At 68.0% G+C, this 17,115-nt stretch carries 19 protein-coding genes and 1 other RNA gene; 10 read left to right on the forward strand and 10 right to left on the reverse strand.

Annotation, left to right across the window (positions count from 1 at the left end; genetic code table 11):
* The first annotated feature begins 1 nt into the window (after nucleotide 1).
* The 3 genes from ACP7BH_RS10850 (at nucleotide 2) to ACP7BH_RS10860 (ending at nucleotide 3,140) form a co-directional block, all read left to right on the forward strand.
* Entirely contained in the window at nucleotides 2–505 is a 504-nt protein-coding gene (locus ACP7BH_RS10850) for a hypothetical protein (protein ID WP_425985074.1), read from the forward strand.
* Between the two features lie 95 nt (nucleotides 506–600).
* Nucleotides 601–1,992, forward strand: a complete 1,392-nt coding sequence (locus tag ACP7BH_RS10855; protein WP_425985076.1) for a cytochrome P450 — start codon at nucleotides 601–603, stop codon at nucleotides 1,990–1,992.
* A 71-nt stretch (nucleotides 1,993–2,063) separates the two neighbouring features.
* Nucleotides 2,064–3,140 (forward strand): glycosyltransferase family 4 protein, encoded by a 1,077-nt coding sequence (locus ACP7BH_RS10860; RefSeq protein ID WP_425985078.1) that lies wholly within the window; start codon nucleotides 2,064–2,066, stop codon nucleotides 3,138–3,140.
* A 4-nt stretch (nucleotides 3,141–3,144) separates the two neighbouring features.
* On the opposite strand, the gene ACP7BH_RS10865 is transcribed toward ACP7BH_RS10860, so the two are convergent.
* The 7 genes from ACP7BH_RS10865 to ACP7BH_RS10895 all read right to left on the reverse strand — a co-directional run bounded on the left by ACP7BH_RS10865 (nucleotide 3,145) and on the right by ACP7BH_RS10895 (nucleotide 6,209).
* Nucleotides 3,145–3,966 (reverse strand): TIGR00282 family metallophosphoesterase, encoded by an 822-nt coding sequence (locus ACP7BH_RS10865; RefSeq protein ID WP_135194910.1) that lies wholly within the window; start codon nucleotides 3,964–3,966, stop codon nucleotides 3,145–3,147.
* On the reverse strand, nucleotides 3,963–4,373 hold the full coding sequence (locus ACP7BH_RS10870) for a PIN domain-containing protein (protein ID WP_425985080.1): 411 nt from the start codon (nucleotides 4,371–4,373) through the stop codon (nucleotides 3,963–3,965). The genes ACP7BH_RS10865 and ACP7BH_RS10870 overlap by 4 nt, the downstream gene beginning before the upstream one ends.
* Complete coding sequence (gene vapB / locus ACP7BH_RS10875; RefSeq protein WP_425985082.1) at nucleotides 4,373–4,606, reverse strand: type II toxin-antitoxin system VapB family antitoxin; 234 nt, start codon at nucleotides 4,604–4,606, stop codon at nucleotides 4,373–4,375. The genes ACP7BH_RS10870 and vapB overlap by 1 nt, the downstream gene beginning before the upstream one ends.
* 47 nt (nucleotides 4,607–4,653) lie before the next feature.
* A complete protein-coding gene (locus tag ACP7BH_RS10880; RefSeq protein ID WP_425985084.1) occupies nucleotides 4,654–5,199 on the reverse strand; it encodes a 5-formyltetrahydrofolate cyclo-ligase in 546 nt (181 codons plus the stop codon).
* A 206-nt stretch (nucleotides 5,200–5,405) separates the two neighbouring features.
* Nucleotides 5,406–5,568: non-coding RNA, 6S RNA (gene ssrS, locus ACP7BH_RS10885), on the reverse strand.
* A 72-nt stretch (nucleotides 5,569–5,640) separates the two neighbouring features.
* Complete coding sequence (locus tag ACP7BH_RS10890; RefSeq protein WP_425985086.1) at nucleotides 5,641–5,961, reverse strand: cell division protein ZapA; 321 nt, start codon at nucleotides 5,959–5,961, stop codon at nucleotides 5,641–5,643.
* Nucleotides 5,961–6,209 (reverse strand): hypothetical protein, encoded by a 249-nt coding sequence (locus ACP7BH_RS10895; RefSeq protein WP_425985089.1) that lies wholly within the window; start codon nucleotides 6,207–6,209, stop codon nucleotides 5,961–5,963. The genes ACP7BH_RS10890 and ACP7BH_RS10895 overlap by 1 nt, the downstream gene beginning before the upstream one ends.
* A 95-nt stretch (nucleotides 6,210–6,304) precedes the next feature.
* On the opposite strand from ACP7BH_RS10895, the gene tkt reads away from it, so the two are divergent.
* From tkt to ACP7BH_RS10925, 6 genes are all read left to right on the forward strand, one after another.
* Nucleotides 6,305–8,296, forward strand: a complete 1,992-nt coding sequence (tkt, locus tag ACP7BH_RS10900) for a transketolase (RefSeq protein WP_425985090.1) — start codon at nucleotides 6,305–6,307, stop codon at nucleotides 8,294–8,296.
* A gap of 173 nt (nucleotides 8,297–8,469) precedes the next feature.
* The gene (locus ACP7BH_RS10905) at nucleotides 8,470–9,309 is read left to right on the forward strand and encodes an alpha/beta hydrolase (RefSeq protein ID WP_425985093.1); all 840 of its coding nucleotides are present in this window, start codon (nucleotides 8,470–8,472) and stop codon (nucleotides 9,307–9,309) included.
* Nucleotides 9,306–9,698, forward strand: a complete 393-nt coding sequence (locus tag ACP7BH_RS10910) for a VOC family protein (RefSeq protein ID WP_425985095.1) — start codon at nucleotides 9,306–9,308, stop codon at nucleotides 9,696–9,698. The genes ACP7BH_RS10905 and ACP7BH_RS10910 overlap by 4 nt, the downstream gene beginning before the upstream one ends.
* A gap of 5 nt (nucleotides 9,699–9,703) precedes the next feature.
* Nucleotides 9,704–10,900 carry a formate-dependent phosphoribosylglycinamide formyltransferase gene (gene purT / locus ACP7BH_RS10915; protein WP_425985097.1) on the forward strand — a complete coding sequence of 399 codons (1,197 nt, stop codon included), beginning with the start codon at nucleotides 9,704–9,706 and terminating at the stop codon, nucleotides 10,898–10,900.
* Nucleotides 10,901–11,165: 265 nt separating this feature from the next.
* On the forward strand, nucleotides 11,166–13,253 hold the full coding sequence (locus tag ACP7BH_RS10920; protein WP_425985099.1) for a carbon starvation CstA family protein: 2,088 nt from the start codon (nucleotides 11,166–11,168) through the stop codon (nucleotides 13,251–13,253).
* Complete coding sequence (locus ACP7BH_RS10925; protein WP_135194900.1) at nucleotides 13,246–13,482, forward strand: YbdD/YjiX family protein; 237 nt, start codon at nucleotides 13,246–13,248, stop codon at nucleotides 13,480–13,482. The genes ACP7BH_RS10920 and ACP7BH_RS10925 overlap by 8 nt, the downstream gene beginning before the upstream one ends.
* Nucleotide 13,483: 1 nt before the next feature.
* Here ACP7BH_RS10925 and ACP7BH_RS10930 read toward each other — a convergent pair whose 3' ends face one another.
* Complete coding sequence (locus tag ACP7BH_RS10930) at nucleotides 13,484–14,755, reverse strand: S41 family peptidase (RefSeq protein ID WP_425985100.1); 1,272 nt, start codon at nucleotides 14,753–14,755, stop codon at nucleotides 13,484–13,486.
* 50 nt (nucleotides 14,756–14,805) lie between these two features.
* Nucleotides 14,806–15,516, reverse strand: a complete 711-nt coding sequence (locus ACP7BH_RS10935) for an SDR family NAD(P)-dependent oxidoreductase (protein ID WP_425985102.1) — start codon at nucleotides 15,514–15,516, stop codon at nucleotides 14,806–14,808.
* 41 nt (nucleotides 15,517–15,557) lie between these two features.
* On the opposite strand from ACP7BH_RS10935, the gene ACP7BH_RS10940 reads away from it, so the two are divergent.
* Nucleotides 15,558–16,262 carry an HAD family hydrolase gene (locus ACP7BH_RS10940; RefSeq protein ID WP_425985104.1) on the forward strand — a complete coding sequence of 235 codons (705 nt, stop codon included), beginning with the start codon at nucleotides 15,558–15,560 and terminating at the stop codon, nucleotides 16,260–16,262.
* Here the strand turns inward: ACP7BH_RS10940 and ACP7BH_RS10945 are convergent.
* Nucleotides 16,253–17,044: a hypothetical protein gene (locus ACP7BH_RS10945; RefSeq protein ID WP_425985106.1), complete on the reverse strand. Its 792-nt coding sequence runs from the start codon at nucleotides 17,042–17,044 to the stop codon at nucleotides 16,253–16,255. The genes ACP7BH_RS10940 and ACP7BH_RS10945 overlap by 10 nt on opposite strands.
* Nucleotides 17,045–17,115 lie beyond the last annotated feature (71 nt).

The following is a 17,115-nucleotide window of genomic DNA, read 5'->3' on the forward strand; positions in this document are numbered from 1 at the left end:
CGTGGCCAAGGGATCCTACCGCGGCGGCGGAACACCGGCGGGTTCCACCCGTGCCAAGGCGGCGCCGATGGGGCGCTCTCGGGCGCAGAAGCCGGAGCGGCCTGCCGGACGCCCGCAATCCAAGCCTTCACAGATCACGAGAGACGAGCTGAAGCATTTCGCCTTTCGCGACCGCTCCAAAGAGGCGTTCCTGGATGAGCTCGACCCTCTGCTCCGCGCCTGTTTCAAGGGGGGCTTCACCCGACCCAACGAGGTCGCCGGCCTGCTGAACAAGTCGGGAAAGACAACCGCCTGCGGCCAGCCGTGGACGCCTCACCTTGTCTGGGGTCTTCAACGCTTTCTGTTCGAGCGTCGCGAAAAGAAGAGAGCCTCTCAAACGGCTCCCGCGGCGCCGTCGTCCCCGGTTTCGAAACCCGCGACTTCAACCCAACGCGCGAAGGATTTGGCCGCTGAAGACATGGCGCGGCTGCTCGGCGCCATCGCCAGGGCGCGGCCGTCGCGTTGACGTCGCATCGATCCTGCATGAACGCATGCACCAGATCGCGCGTATAAGGGATGAGGCGCCCGGCTGAACCGGCAATCTGCTTAAGGGACGGTCCTATGGACGCGACGACCGCCGACACCATCTTTCGCCCCGCGATACCGCCCCGGCGGACGGGCAAACCCCTGTCGTTGCTGCCCTTCCTGTGGATCAGCTGGCGCGACCCGATCCAGATGTGGTCAGAGCGGCACTTCACCGAGCCGCAGTTGCACGGGAACTCGGCCTTCGGCGAAATCCTGGTGGTCAGCCACCCCGAGGGTGTCCGTCACGTCCTGACCGAGAACGCAGCCAACTATGAGAAGGGCGACCTGCAACGCCGCGTGCTGGGCCCCATGCTGGCCGAAGGCCTGCTGCTGACCGAGGGCGACACCTGGCGCCGCGCCCGCCGCATCCTGGCCCCGCTCTTCACCCCCGCCAAGATGGCCACCTTGAACGCCCGCATGGCCGAGGTCTGCCAGGCCCGCGTCGCGGCCTGGTCCCTGTCGGCGCGCGGGCGGGTGCTCGACATCGATTCCGAGATGTCCGGCCTGACCTTCGACATCCTGTCGGCCACCATGTTCTCCGACGAACTGGGCGGCGAGGCGCGCGGGTTCGAGCGCGCGCTGAACCAGTTCCTGGCCAACGGCGCCCGTATCGATCCGCTGGACGTGCTGGGCGCGCCGGACTGGGCCCCGCGCCTGGGCCGTCTGGCCAGTTTCCGTTCGGCCCGCTTCTTCGAACAGCGCGTCACCACACTGGTCGAGGCCCGCCGCGCCCGGATCGAGGCCGGGGATACGCCGCCTGACGACCTGCTCAGCGCCCTGCTGCTGGCCAAGGACGAAAACGGCGGCCCCGGCCTGTCTGACGAAGAGGTCGCGGCCAACATCCTGACCTTCATCCTGGCGGGACACGAGACTACGGCCCGCGCCTTGGGCTGGACCCTGCACCTGCTGTCGCGCCAGCCCGAATACATGGTCCGGCTCCAGGCCGAAGCCGACGCCTTCGACGTCTCCGATCCCAAATGGGCCGACGCCCTGCCCTGGACCCGCGCCGTGCTGGACGAGACCATGCGCCTGTTCCCGCCCGCCCCGACCATGGCGCGCAAGGCCCTGGCCGACGACGAGATCGGCGGCCAGCCGATCAAGGCCGGCGCCACCGTCATCATCTCACCCTGGATCCTGCAACGCCACAGCCTGCTGTGGGACGACCCCGACGCCTTCAAACCCGAACGCTTCCTGCCCCAGAACCGCAAGTCCATCGACCGCTACGCCTACATCCCCTTCAGCGCCGGCCCCCGCGTCTGCATCGGCGCCGCCTTCGCCATCCAGGAGGCGATGATCGCCCTGGCCGCGATCCTGCGCGCCGCCGAAGTCGAGCCCCTGACCACGGTCGAACCCCGCCCGGTTCACCAGATCACCCTGCGCAGCCGCGAACCGATGCGACTGCGGCTGAGGGCGCGGCGCAAGGGCTGACCCAGCCCAACCGTCCCCCTTCCGCCATGAACGGTCTATAGGTCGCGCCGTCCTCCCATCGGAACCCGCCATTGCGCACCGCCGTCCTGCTCCCTCCCGGTTGTCTCTTCTCCGAAGCCCAGCCCAACTCGATGGAGACCGTCGTGCGGACGATGGCGGGCGTCGATCAGGGCGGGGAGGCCCGCATCTTCTGCTGCGTCGGGGCGGACGATCACAATGCTCCCGGCGTGGACGCCCTGCCCCCCGGCCGCATCCGCATGCCCACCCTGATCGAGCGGCTGCGCGCCTTTCGACCCGACGTGATCGAACACCATCAGCAGGTGAAACAGGCATTGGCGGTGCAACAGGCCCTGCCTGGCACGCCTCACCTGCTTTATCGGCACAACGCCCTGCGCCCGCCCCGCCACCCCATCGACCGCTGGCGCTACCGGGCGCGTTACGAGCGGCTGGACGGCCTGGTCTTCGTGAGCGTCGCCGAGCGCAACGCCTTCGTGCGCATCTTCCCCGATCTGGACGACCGGGCGTTCGCCGTGCCCAATCCCATCGACGCCGGCGCCTGGCTGGCCTCGCCCGAGGGTCGACAGCCGGTGATCGCCTTCGCCGGGCGCGCCATGCCGGAGAAGGGCGTCGATGTCCTGTGCGCCGCCCTGCCCGACGTTCTGGACGCCCATCCCGACTGGCGCGCCGTGCTGATGCTGAACGACTGGAACGACCACGCGCGCTGGGCGGCCCGGCATGTCGCGCCGCTAGAAGCCTATGGCGACCGGGTGAAGGTGCTGAAATCCGCGCCGTTGGCCGAGGTCCGGCGACGGATGCAGTCGGCGGCCATCGCCCTGACGCCCTCGGTCTGGGACGAGCCGTTCGGCCTGACGGCGATCGAGGCCCATGCGGCAGGCGCAGCCCTGATCTCGTCCGGGCGCGGGGGCTTACGCGAAGCCAGCGGGCCGCACGCACTCTATGTCGATGCGGTGACGCCCCGGACGCTGGCGGCGGCGATGGAACGGCTGATCACGGCGCCCGACGAACGGTTGGCCCTTGCGCGCGCAGGCCAGGCCTATGTGCTGGCGACCCACACGCCCCAGCGTCGCGCGGCCGATCTTCAGGCCGTGCGCCAGACCCTGATCGAACGCCGACGGGCGGCCGCCTGACGCCTTACAGAACCGGCACGGCCTGGGACAGGCGCCCGCCGACGCGGATCGGCTCGACGCGCGTCGCCAGCCCGGTCTTGTCGTCCGTCTCCACGAACACGCCGCACACCGTCGCCGGCCCCGACGCCGGCATATAGCGACCGCCGGAGATGCGGGTGGTGAAGCGCCGCAGCGGCTCTTCCTTCTCGTTGCCGATAACGCTGTCATAGTCGCAGCAGCCGCCGGCGTCGGTCTGATAGGCCGTGCCGCCGGGCAGGATCTGGCAGTCCGCGGTCGGGACGTGGGTGTGGGTGCCGACGACCAGCGAGGCGCGCCCGTCGCAGAAATGCCCCATGGCCATCTTCTCGGACGTGACCTCGGCATGCATGTCGACGATCACCGCATCGGCTACGGCCCCCAGAGGCGCAGCCGCAAGCTCGCGCTCGACCGCGCCGAACGGATCGTCCATTGGGTCCATATGCACCCGGCCCAGCACGTTCATCACCAGGACGGTGCGCCCCGAATGGGTCTCGAACAGATTGGCCCCCGCGCCCGGCGCATCCATCAGGCGCGGATAGTTGGCCGGCCGGATTAGCCGCGGCTCACGCACGATATAGGTCAGGGCCTCGCGTTGGTCCCACGAGTGGTTGCCCAGCGTCAGGCAGTCGGCGCCCGCCATGAACAGTTCGCGCGCCGTGTTCTCGGTGATGCCGAACCCGCCCGCCGCGTTCTCGGCGTTGATCACCACGAAGTCGAGCTTCAGGTCGCGCTTCAGGCCCGGAAGATGGTCGCTGATGCCGTCACGACCGGACTTGCCGATGACGTCGCCGAAAAATGCCAGTCTCACGTCAGAGACTCCGTCCAGTCCTGGCAACGCAGGCCGGGAACGCGTTGAAACTCACCAAGATTGCCGGTCAGCAGCAGCAGGCCGCGACTGCGCGCGTGGCCTGCGATCAGGGTGTCGTGAGCGCCGATGGGGGTTCCGGCTTTCTTGAGATAGATCTTGATGTCGGCGGCGTGGGCGGCCGCCTCATCATCGAAATCCAACAGCACCAGCCGCTGAACAAAGTCCTCGACCTCGGCCTTGTGGTGATCAGGCCGCGACGACAGGCTTACGCCGTAAAACAATTCCATCAGGGCGATTGTCGAAAGGCAAAGCCGATCAGCGCTCGTCCTGAAGTGAGACCGAAGCAGGCCTGATCGGTCTCGCAGCGCGCGCACGCACACGCTGGTGTCCAACATGGTCTCAAGCATCAGTCGAACGAAACGACGCTGTCGTCTACCGGATCGGCAGGCTCTCCGATATCGATGCCCGGCCGGTCGAAGAAATCATCCCAGACCGCGTTTGCAGGCAACAGGAGAAGGCCTTTGCCCTCCTTGATCACCCGCAACTCTTTGACGTCGTCAGGAAAAGCAACGGCCTTGGGCAAACGCACCGCCTGCGAGCGGTTCGACTTGAACACAGTGGCCTTCAGGGGTGCTGACATGGCCGACATATCCGCTACGACCACGGATATGTCAATGACATATCCCGTCAGAAACTTTGATAGCCCGCCTCAGTCAGAACCCCATGCAGCCGGATGTCATGCGGTTCCAGCTCCAGCCGCTCGACCTTCTGTCCGACATAGGCGAAGCCGATGCGAAGCGCGTCGGGGCGGGTGGCGAAGGTGCGGTCGTAATAGCCGCCGCCCTGCCCCAGGCGCCCACCCTGATCGTCAAAGGCCAGCAGGGGCGCCAGGATCAGGTCGGGCGTGACGACGTGCGCCAGCGGCAGGGGGGCGGGGCACCCGGCGGCGTCCAGTTCCAGCGGCTCGCCCGGCGACCAGGCGCGGAACTCCATGGGGGCGTCGCGCTGGATCACCACCGGCAGGCACAGCCGACGGCCGGCGGCCTCCAGCGCCACAGCGAGGGCGTCGGTGTCCAGTTCGGACCCCATGGCGCGATAGAGGGCCACGATCTCGGCAGGCGGCAGGGCGTCCGCATGATCCGCCGCGCGCGACGCCGCCAGAGGATCGATCTCGGCCAGCCGCTTGCGAACCGCCCGCGCGGCGGATCGCATCTCATGCTTGCCCTGGATCATTCGGCCACCCCTACCAACGCCCCGACCCTAGCGAACCAAAGCGACGCACACGCAACAGCAAAACGCACTCAAGCAGCGGAGCGACCGCCGCCGCTCAGCGAGCGCGCTCAAGCAGGAAGCAACCACATCGCGAGTAATGGCGCACAAACGTGCTCATGCAGCGAGCCGCCGCGCGGCGAGCGGTAGCACAAAAAAAGAGAAAGGTTGGCGGCGCCGCAAGAACCGTGAAGGGCGTTTAAATCCTCTCGAACCTGGGTAGCCAGGTGGGCTCCATATGCCCAGGCCCTCGAGCCCGGACAGGGACAGATCCCTTTGAGTGAATTAAGGTCGCGAGGAAATGTATGCCTTCGACGTGGGCCGCAGCAAGACCCGCCGTCGAGCAAGATAGGCCTTCGCCTCGGCTTGCGCCAGCCTGCGTCGAATCTTTGGTCAGATACCCGATCAGATTCCTTGGGCGATCTTCTCGATCCGGGCGGCGACGGCGTTGAGCGCCTCGGCGACGCCGTCCGTCGAGGCCGGAGCCGGGGCCAGGGTGGACGGCGCCGCCTTGCCGCCGTTCAGGCGCGCCTCGTGCAGTTCGTCGGCCAGGATCAGGGCAGACATCAGGAACAGCCGCAGATCCCCGACATGGCCGACGTCCTGGGCCACCTGGCGCACCTGGTTGTCGAACTGTTTGGCCAGGATGCGGACCCGCTCTTCCTGACCGTCGGCGCAACCCACCGCATAGGGCCGCCCGTTGACCTCGACCGTCACCGTCGCCATCAGCCGGCCTCGCTTTGCGCCAGCACAGCGCGCACGGCCTCGGCCGCACGCCCTAGGGCGTCGGAGGCTTCGCGTCCTGCGGCCTCCAGCTCGGCGACGCGCTGATCCGAACCACGGGGCGCGAACAGGTCGTCGTCCGCAATCGCGGGCGCCGAGGCGGGGCGCGCCTTCAGCTGCAGGATCTTGCGTTCCAGTTCGGCCAGGGCGCGGTCGATACGCGCCCGTGCGGCCGTGGTGGCGTCTGCCATCGGTCGCTCCTTCAAATTGCGTATAGAACCCGAGGACGCGTCGGGGTAAAGCGGCGCGCCCCCTTTTTCCGCCGTCCCATACAGAGGTCTCCACCGTGACCGACGCCAAAACCGCACCAAAGGCCACGCCCGAGCAGATGGCGAACGCCATTCGCGTCCTCGCCATGGACGGCGTCGAGCAGGCCAAGTCGGGCCACCCCGGCATGCCGATGGGCATGGCCGACGTCGCCACCGTGCTGTTTTCCAAATTCCTGAAGTTCGACGCCAGCCGCCCCGACTGGGCCGACCGCGACCGCTTCATCCTGTCGGCGGGCCACGGCTCGATGCTGATCTACGCCCTGCTGCACCTGACCGGCTACAAGGCCGCGACCAAGGAAGAACTATCCAACTTCCGCCAGTGGGGCTCCAAGACCGCCGGCCACCCCGAATACGGCCACATGCCCGGCGTGGAGGTCACCACCGGCCCCCTGGGTCAGGGCATGGCCACCTCGGTCGGCTTTGCGATGGCCGAGCGTCACCTCGCAGCCAAATACGGCGACGCCCTGGTCGATCACCGCACCTGGGTTGTCGCCGGCGACGGCTGCCTGATGGAAGGCGTCAGCCAAGAAGCCATCGCCCTGGCCGGCCGCTACAAGCTGAACAAGCTGACGGTCCTGTGGGACGACAACGAGATCACGATCGACGGCAAGGTCTCCCTGTCCGACGCCACCGATCAGAAGGCCCGATTCAAGGCCGCCGGCTGGGCGGTCAAGGCCATCGACGGCCACGACATGAACGCCATCAAGTCCGCCCTCAAATGGGCCACCCGTCAGGACAAGCCGACCCTGATCGCCTGCAAGACCAAGATCGGCAAGGGCGCCGCCACCATGGAAGGCAGCCACAAGACCCACGGCGCCGCCCTCGGCGCCGCCGAGATCGCCGCCACCCGCCTGGGCCTGGCCTGGGATCACGAACCCTTCGAAATGCCGACCACCATCGCCGACGCCTGGGCCAAGGTCGGGCGTCGCGGCGCCAAGGACCGCAAGAAGTGGGAGGCCCGCCTCGCCGCCTCTGGCCAGGCCGCCGACTTCACCCGCGCCATGAAGGGCGACCTGCCCGAGGGCGCCTTCGACGCCCTGAACGCCAAGATCGCCGAACTGATCGAGACCAAGCCCGCCCAGGCCACGCGCCAGTCCTCGGGCGCCGCCCTGGACCAGGTCTTCGCCTCCATCCCCGAACTGGTCGGCGGCTCGGCCGACCTGACCGGCTCGAACAACACCTTCGTCGCCGGCACGCCCATCCTAGACGCCCCGTCGTATGAGGGCCGCTACGTCAACTGGGGCATCCGCGAGTTCGGCATGGCCGCGGCCATGAACGGCCTGGCCCTGCACGGCGGGATCATCCCCTACGCCGGCACCTTCATGGTCTTCTCGGACTACAGCCGTCCGGCCATCCGTCTGGGCGCCCTGATGGGGGTCCGCGCCATCCACGTCCTGACGCACGACTCGATCGGCCTGGGCGAGGACGGCCCGACCCACCAGCCGGTCGAACATCTGGCGGCGCTTCGCGCCATCCCCAACCTGCTGGTCTTCCGCCCCGCCGACACGGTCGAGGCCATGGAGTGCTGGAAGATCGCGCTGGAGACCAAGACCTCGCCCTCGGCCATGGCCCTGTCGCGCCAGAAGACCCCGGCCGTCCGCACCGTCGCGGGCACGGAAAACCTCTCGGCCAAGGGTGCCTATGAGATCAAGGCCGCGTCGGGCGAAGCCAAGGCCACCCTGTTCGGCACCGGCACGGAACTGGCCCTCGCGCTCAAGGCCGCCGAAACGCTTGAAGCCGAAGGCGTCCCGACCCGCGTCGTCTCCGTCCCCTGTTTCGAATTGTTCGAGCAACAGGACGCCGCCTACCGCGCCTCGGTCATCGGCCGCGGCACGATCCGCGTCGCCGTCGAGGCCGCCATCAAACAGGGCTGGGAAGGCTTCATCGGCGAAGACGGCGCCTTCATCGGCATGACCGGCTTCGGCGCCTCGGCCCCCGCCGAAGTCCTCTACGACAAGTTCGGCATCACCGCCGACGCCGTCGTCGCGGCGGTGAAGGCGCGGCTGTAGAAAGCCTGCCCTTCTCCCATTGGGAGAAGGTGGCCCGCAGGGCCGGATGAGGGTCGGCCGGTGGGCCAGTTCGCACCACCCGACCCTCACCCTTTCGCGCAAGAACGACGGCTTACGCCGCCGCGCGCTCAAGCCCTCTCCCAACGGGAGAGGGAAGGCTTGTGGAGGTGTCGATGATTTCGGTTCGCGTTCTGGTGCTGACCATCGGCCTGGCCCTCGGCATAACGACGACGGTCGCCGCCCAGACGCCGACGATCGCCGAAACTCCCATCGTCATCGGCCGGTCCTACGCCCTGCCCTCCGCGATCATGGGCGCGGCGCGGGAAATCAACATCTGGCTGCCCCCCGGCTATGCCGACAGCGGCCGGACCTATCCCGTCCTCTATGTCCTCGACGGCGGCCAGGATCAGGACTTCCACCACATCTCGGGCCTCGCCCAGCTCGGGACCGTCGCCGGCACGACCCGTGACGTGATCTTGATCGGGATCGCCTCGGTGGATCGCCGCAACGAACTGGCCCTGCCGACGCAAGATCCCGAACTGATCGCCCGCTATCCGACCCAGGGCCATTCGGATCGCTTCCGCCGTTTCGTCGCCGAGGAGGTCCTGCCCTTCGTCGAAACCCGCTTCCGCACCAGCGGCGAGACGGCCCTGATGGGCGAGTCCCTCGCCGGCCTGTTCGTGGTCGAGACCTTCCTCAAGGAACCCCAGATGTTCGACGCCTATGTCGCCGTCAGCCCCAGTCTGTGGTGGGACGGCGGCGTCCTGGCGCGTCAGTCCGCCGTCCGCCTGCGCGACCAGTCGAACGACCCCCGCACCCTGATCCTGACCCTGGGCGACGAAGGCCCCGAGATGCAGGCCCCGATGGACGTCCTGACCGCCAATCTGCGCGACCACGCCCTGCCCGGCCTGAGCTGGAGCTTCACCCCCCGCCCGACCGAGACCCACGCCACCATCTACCACGGCGCGGCCCTGGACGCCTTCCGCCGCCTCTATGCGGCCCCCGCCCAATGAGCCGTATCGGCGCCGTCAGCCTGCTGGTCCACGACTATGACGCGGCCATCGCCTTCTATGTCGGCAAGCTCGGCTTCGACCTCAGCGAGGACACGGACATGGGCGGCGGGAAGCGCTGGGTGCGCGTTACCCCCAAAGGCGGCGAAACCAGCCTGCTGCTCGCCCGCGCCACGACCGACGTCCAGAAGTCCCAGGTCGGAAATCAGGCCGGCGGCCGCGTCTGGCTGTTCCTCGAAACCGACGACCTGCTGCGCGATCACGCCGCCTGGCTTGCCGCCGGCGTCGTCTTCCGCGAAACCCCGCGTCACGAACCCTATGGCAAGGTGGTGGTCTTCGAAGACCTCTACGGCAACGCCTGGGACCTAATCGAACCCGCCAACGGAGCCTGACCCCGATGAAACTCGGCACCCCGCTTTCCGACACCGCCGTCCGCGTCATGCTGCTGGGCTCGGGCGAACTGGGCAAGGAGGTCGCCATCGAGCTTCAGCGGCTCGGCGTCGAGGTGATCGCCGTGGACCGGTATCCCAACGCCCCCGCCATGCAGGTCGCGCACCGCAGCCACGTCATCCCGATGACCGATCCTCAGGTGCTGAACGGCGTCATCCTGGCCGAGGCCCCGCACATCATCGTGCCCGAGATCGAGGCCATCGCCACCGAAGTCCTGGCCGATATCGAGGCCGCCGGCATGGCCGTGGTCATCCCCACCGCCCGCGCCGTGCAGCTGACCATGAACCGCGAGGGCATCCGCCGCCTGGCCGCCGAAGAGCTCGGCCTGCCTGCCAGCCCCTACGCCTTCGCCGGCAGCGCCGAGGAACTGGCCGCCGGCGCCGAGACCGTCGGCTATCCCGCCTTCGTCAAACCGGTCATGTCCTCGTCCGGCAAGGGGCAATCCTTTGTCGAAAGCCCTGATGAAATCGCCGACGCCTGGACCTACGCCCAGTCCGCCGGCCGCGTCGAAACCGCCCGCGTCATCGTCGAGGGCCGGATCGACTTCGATTTCGAGATCACCCTGCTGACCGTCCGATCGCGCGCCGCCGACGGCTCGATCGCTACGTCCTTCTGCGCCCCCATCGGCCACCGCCAGGTCAAGGGCGACTATGTCGAGAGCTGGCAGCCCCAGGCCATGACGCCCGCCGCCCTGGCCGCCTCCCAGGACATCGCCGGCAAGGTCACCGACGCGCTCGGCGGTTTCGGCGTCTTCGGCGTCGAACTGTTCGTCAAGGGCGACCAGGTCTGGTTCTCCGAGGTCTCGCCCCGCCCCCACGACACCGGCCTCGTCACCCTCGCCAGCCAGACCATGAGCGAGTTCGCCCTCCACGCCCGCGCCATCCTGGGCCTGCCCGTCGACGTGACCCTGCGCGAACCCGCCGCCAGCGCCGTCATCTACGGCGGCATGGAGGCGCAAGGGATCGCCTTCGAAGGCGTCGCCGAAGCTCTGTCCGTCCCCACCGCCGACCTGCGCCTCTTCGGCAAGCCCGAAGCCTTCGACCGCCGCCGCATGGGCGTCGCCACCGCCCGCGGCGCCGATGTCGAGGAAGCCCGCGCACGCGCGCGCGAAGCGGCTGGGCGGGTGAAGGTGGTTCGGAGCTGAGACAGATTTCCCTTCTCCCCTTGCGGGAGAAGGTGGCCGAGCGCAGCGAGGTCGGATGAGGGGTTGCCCCCACTCTGACCGGAAAAGCTTCGAAGCTGAACCGACCCCTCATCCGGCCCTGTGGGCCACCTTCTCCCGCAAGGGGAGAAGGAAAAGCGTCCAAACCCGACCTGCATTTCTACGACTTTAGTCGATTGGCCTTGTCCCGCATTGTGGTGCAAACCAAGGGCGAGGGCCGCAGTCAGCCGGCCGGGAGGGATCTGTCGTGGGCAAACTCAGCACACCCATAATTTTCGGCGCCATCGCCATTCTGGGGGCCGTGTCCCTCGGCGTCATCGCCCTGCATCAGGGCGAGAGCATCAGCGCGGTCTGGATGGTGGTCGCCGCCGTCTGCACCTACGCCATCGCCTATCGGTTCTACGCCCGGTTCCTGGCCAACAAGGTGCTGAAGCTGGACGCCGCACGTCTGACGCCGGCCATGCGCCGCAACGATGGGCTGGACTATGTGCCGACGCCCCGCAACGTCCTGTTCGGTCACCACTTCGCCGCCATCGCCGGCGCGGGGCCGCTGGTCGGGCCGGTGCTGGCCGCCCAGATGGGCTATCTGCCCGGCGTGCTGTGGATCCTGGTCGGCGTGGTTCTGGCGGGCGCGGTGCAGGACATGATCGTCCTGTTCATGTCCACCCGTCGCGACGGCAAGTCGCTGGGCGATATGATCCGCACCGAAATGGGCACCATCCCCGGCATCATCGCCCAGGTCGGCGTCTTGATGATCATGGTCATCATTCTGGCCGTTCTGGCCCTGGTGGTGGTCAAGGCCCTGGCCGAGAGCCCGTGGGGCACCTTCACCGTCGCCGCCACCATCCCCATCGCCATCTTTATGGGCCTGTACACCCGCTATCTGCGGCCCGGCCGCGTGGGCGAGATTTCGGTCATCGGCGTCGTCCTGCTGATCCTGGCCATCATCGGCGGCGGCCATGTCGCGGCCGATCCGTTCTGGGGCCCGGCCTTCACCCTGACCGGCCCTACCCTGGCGATCCTGATGATGGTCTATGGCTTCATCGCCTCGGTCATTCCGGTCTGGCTGCTGCTGGCGCCGCGCGACTATCTGTCGACCTTCCTGAAGATCGGCGCGATCGTCGCCCTGGCCATCGGCATCCTGATCGTGCGTCCGCACCTGCAAATGCCGGCCGTCACCCCCTTCATCGATGGCACCGGCCCGGTCTTCGCCGGTGCCCTGTTCCCCTTCCTGTTCATCACCATCGCCTGTGGCGCGGTCTCGGGCTTCCACGCCCTGATCTCGTCGGGCACCACGCCAAAGCTGCTGGAGAACGAGAACCAGATCCCGCTGATCGGCTACGGCGCCATGCTGTGCGAAAGCTTCGTCGCCGTCATGGCCCTGATCGCCGCCACCGTCCTGGACCCGGCGGTCTATTTCGCCATGAACAGCCCGGTCGCCCTCATCGGCAACGATGCGGTCTCGGCCGCCGCTGCGGTCGCCCAGTGGGGCTTCCACATCACGCCTGGAGAGCTTGAGCAACTGGCCCGCGACGTGGGCGAGAACTCGATCCTGTCGCGCGCAGGCGGCGCCCCGACCCTGGCGGTCGGCATGGCCCACATCCTGTCCAGCGTCATTGGCGGCCAGGCCATGATGGCCTTCTGGTATCACTTCGCCATCCTGTTCGAGGCCCTGTTCATCCTGACCACGGTCGACGCCGGCACCCGCGTCTGCCGCTTCATGATCCAGGATCTGCTGGGCGTCGCCGTGCCCAAGATGCGCGAGACCAAGTCGTGGAGCGCAAACGTCGTCGCCACGGCCCTGACGGTCGGCCTGTGGGGCTACTTCCTCTACACCGGCGTGGTCGATCCGCTGGGCGGCATCAACAGCCTGTGGCCCCTGTTCGGCATCGCCAACCAGATGCTGGCCGCCGTCGCCCTGATCCTGGGCACGGTCGTCCTGTTCAAGATGAAGCGCGAGAGATACGCCTGGGTCACCATAATCCCGGCGACCTGGCTGCTGATCTGCACCCTGACGGCCGGCTTGCAGAAGCTGTTCCACCCCGAGGTCCGCATCGGCTTCCTGGCCCACGCCCGCAGGTATCAGGAGGCCCTGGGCGCCGGCGAACTGATCGCCCCGGCCAAGAGCGTCGGCGACATGCACCGCATCATCGTCAACGACTACGTCAACTCGACGCTGACGGCGGGCTTCCTGTTCGTGGTCGTCACCATGTTGATCTACGGCGTGCTGGCGTGCCGCAAGGCCTATCGCAACAACCGGCCGACCGTGCGCGAATATCCCGAGGCGCACGAACTGACGCCGGCCGACGAAGCGGCGGACATCGCCCGTGCCTAGTCCTCAGACCCAGGACGACCTGCTCTGCCTGTGCCGCGACACCGCCCTGCGGTGGGGTCGCGGCGTCAGGCGCACGGCGGGCGCCATGATCGGCCAGCCGGATTATGACGCCTACGTCGCCCATGCGACAGCGACCCACGCCGACCAGCCGCCGCTGGACAAGACGGCCTTCTTCCGCCTGCACGAACAACGCCGCTTCGGCGGCGCCGGCGGCTTCAAATGCTGCTGATCTAGAGACTGCTGGCGGTGGTTTCGGTCCGAGCCCGATCCTCCGCCTGAAGCGCGGCGATGGCGGCCTCCAGCGCGGGGTCGTCGCCGGCGCGGCGCTGGGCCACGCTGCGGGGCGCGGCGATATCGGGCGTGACGCCCCGCTTTTCCAGCCGCATGCCGCCCGAGGTCACGAAGTCCGCCCGGCTGAGCGTCAGTTTCCCGCCGTCGGGCAGATTGGTTTCCTGCGCGATCAGGACCGATCCCCCCGTCTTCTCTCCCACCACGATCCCGCGTCGCGCCTCCTGCAAGGCGGCAGGCGTCAGTTCCGCAGCGCTCCGACTGCCCTGGTCCACCAGCACCGCGACGTCGTTCGACAAGGGATCGCGTCGGTCGCCGCAGTCGCCCGCCGCCCGCAGCACCACCGCCCGGCCGCTGCGCCCCCGCCGCGTGGCCCAGGCCTGATTGGCGGGCAGGAAACAGGTCAGGACCGCCTCCGCCTCCATCAAACGACCACCCGGATTGCCACGCAGGTCCAGCACCACATCGACATCGGCCGGCAGCCCTTCCAGCTCGCTGCCCATCCAGGCGCCCAGACCCTTGTCGAACTGCTCGACCCGCAGGACCAGCACGCCCGGCCGCGACTTGTCCGCCGTGAACGGCTCGACCGCGTCCATCACGCGCGGGGTCAGGGCGGTCTCATGGCGCTGGCCTGTCTCGTCCGTCAGGACCAGTCGCACCGGCTGCCCTTCGTGCGTCTCGACATCCGGCCCCCAGGGCCGACCGTCGACCGAGTTCAGCGACCAGCCCAGTTGCACGCCCGCCTCCTCGGCCGGCGAACCGGGCCGGATGCGTTCGACGGTCCAGTCGTCGGGCGTCTCGCCCCGCATCAGGGTCAGGCCCATCACGGCGCGGCGTGCGAACTGGACCTCCTGGCGACGCACGGCGGCCGGGGGGCTGGCGGCGGCATGGCCGTCGTCCAGCAGGTCCAGCATTTCGTTGATGACCCGGTACAGCCCCCGCTCGTCGGTCGCCGCCAGGGCCTGGGGCCGGAACTGCGCCCGCGCCGCGTTCCAGTCCACGCCGTGCAGGGTCGGATCGTAATAGCCGCGCCGGACCTCGCTCCACACCCGGTCGAACACCCGCTGGTTCAGCCGCGAGCGGTCTCGCGTCTGGGGCGCGGCTATGGACTGGATAGACACAGTCGCGCCGGCCGGCTGGGCCACGGCCGGCGCGCTCAACGGCAGGCCGAGCAACAAGAGGCTGAAAAGCCGGACGGAAATTCTGACGCGCATGGACGGCATCTGACGCCAGACGCCCCTTTGGCTCAAGTCACGACTGCGCGTTATTCCGGCACCCGCGCCCCGTCCCAGGCGAAGACCCCGCCGCTGTCGGCCGGCGTCAGGCCCGACAAAACCGCCAGCAGCCGCTCTGCGGAATGGTCAGCCGTGAACAGCCGCCCCTCGGCCACCCCTTTCTGGAACGGCGCGCTCAGGCCCGTGTCCACCGTGCCGGGATGCAGGCCGGCGATCACCGCCTGCGGATGGCTGCGCCCCATCTCGATCGCCAGATTGCGCAGGATCATGTTCAGCGCCGCCTTGGACGCGCGATAGGCATGCCAGCCGCCCAGCCGGTTGTCCGAAATCGACCCCACCCGCGCCGACAGGGCCGCGAACACCGCCCGCCGATCCCGCGGCATCAGCGGCAGCAGGTGCTTGGCCGCCAGCGCCGGCCCGACCGCATTGATTCGGTAGTCCCGCAGCATGTGATCGGCATCCAGCTGGCGTAAGGACCGCTCCGGCTGAAACCCGTCGTGCAGCACGCCGGTCGCCAGCACGATCAGGGTCGGCGCAGGCCCTTGGCCGATCCGTTCGGCGGCCCGAGCCAGCCCAGCCTCGTCCTCCAGATCGGCGGCCAACCCTTGCGCGCCCGCCACGTCCGCGCCCGACCGCGACACGGCCCAGACCGTCTCGAACGCGCCTCTCGCCAAAATCCGTTCGACCATCGCCCGGCCGATTCCGCCCGTCGCACCGATCACCACTGCCGATCCGTTCATCGCGTCTCCCCTCCTGGTTCGTCCCATGATAGGGGCGCGGCATGAGCATCACCACGGTCGGCCTCGATGCCGACGACACCCTTTGGCACAACGAGACGATCTTCCGCCTGACCCATGCGCGGTTCGTCGATCTGCTGGCCGACCACGGCGACGAACCGACCATCGAGGCGCGCCTCGCCGAGACCGAACAACGCAATCTGCGTCTCTATGGCTATGGCGTGAAGGGCTTCACCCTGTCGATGATCGAGACGGCGATGGAGCTGACGAACGGCGAGGCCCCGCCCCATGTCGTGCGCGAGATCCTGGCCGCCGGCCGCGAGATGCTGGCCCACCCGGTCGAGACCCTGCCCGGCGTGGACGAGGTCATCGCCGAACTGTCCGAGAAATACCGCCTGGTCCTGATCACCAAGGGCGACCTGCTCGATCAGGAGCGCAAGCTGGCCGCCTCGGGCCTGGGCGACCGTTTCAGCGCCGTCGAGATCGTGTCCGAGAAAGACTGCGCCACCTACGACCGCGTCTTCACCCGCCACGGCACCGGCCCGGCCGAGGCCGTCATGGCCGGCAACTCGATGAAGTCCGACGTCCTGCCCGCCATCGCCGCCGGCGCCTTCGGCGTCCACATCCCCTACCACGTCACCTGGGCCCACGAACTCGCCGACGCCCCGGCAGACGAGCCCCGCTACGTCTCCCTGGCCCGCATCGGCGAACTGCCAGACTGGATCGCAGCGATCGCGGATCAGACGTAGCCGAGCAGCGCGCGCAGACCCGGCGCATTGTAGTCGACCAAAGCCTTCTGGGTGGGTGAAAGCTCGGCCGGGAAGGTGATGGTGTTCGCCGGCTTGAGGTTTTCCCTGGCCGTGCGGCTGTAGCGCCGGTCCGCGCCAATGGTGGCCCGCTCGCGCCAGTCCTCGGGCCGCTCTATGCCGCAAGCCTTGAAGAGGTCCGCAAACAGCGCGTCGGCCTCTGGCGACTCGATGTCCTTAACCGCGCCCAGCAGATCCTCGTACCGGATGAGATGCACGCCCGTGCCCAGCCAGGCGGCCGCATTGTGCGTGAAGATATCGATCAGGCCAGGCGACTTCTGATGGATGCCGAAGATCATCATGTTGATCAGGGCGTCGGCTGAGAACACGCCGGATTTCAGGTGTGCGATATTGTCCTGCTGAAACTCCTCGGACACGAAGAAGCGTGCCCGCGCCAGCACCCAGTCGTAGGGATCGCGCACCATCAGAATGTGCCGCGCCGTGCGCACATTGGCGTAGGATTGGTCGCTGAACAGCAGGTGTGCTGCACTTATCATCGGCACATGCGGATTGAAGGCGTCGAGGTGCAGATGCATGTTCGGCACCTGAACGAAGTCGGCCTTGTAGTGCTGCTCGACGGGGACGAACATCCGCATGATGTTGCGCAACAGATGCGTGCCGCCCTTGGGCACGCTGTTGAGCATGACCGGCTGTTTCAACGGCTGCTGCGAAAACCGAACGACCTGTTCGTCCAGGGTGTCAGGGATACCGCCGATACGGGCCATGTCCAGATCTCTTACGTTGTCGCACATGAGAACGGGGCGGCGGATCGCTCCGCCGCCCCGTGACGTCTTTG

The sequence above is a fragment of the Brevundimonas sp. TWP2-1 genome (assembly GCF_049897645.1).
GTDB lineage: Bacteria > Pseudomonadota > Alphaproteobacteria > Caulobacterales > Caulobacteraceae > Brevundimonas.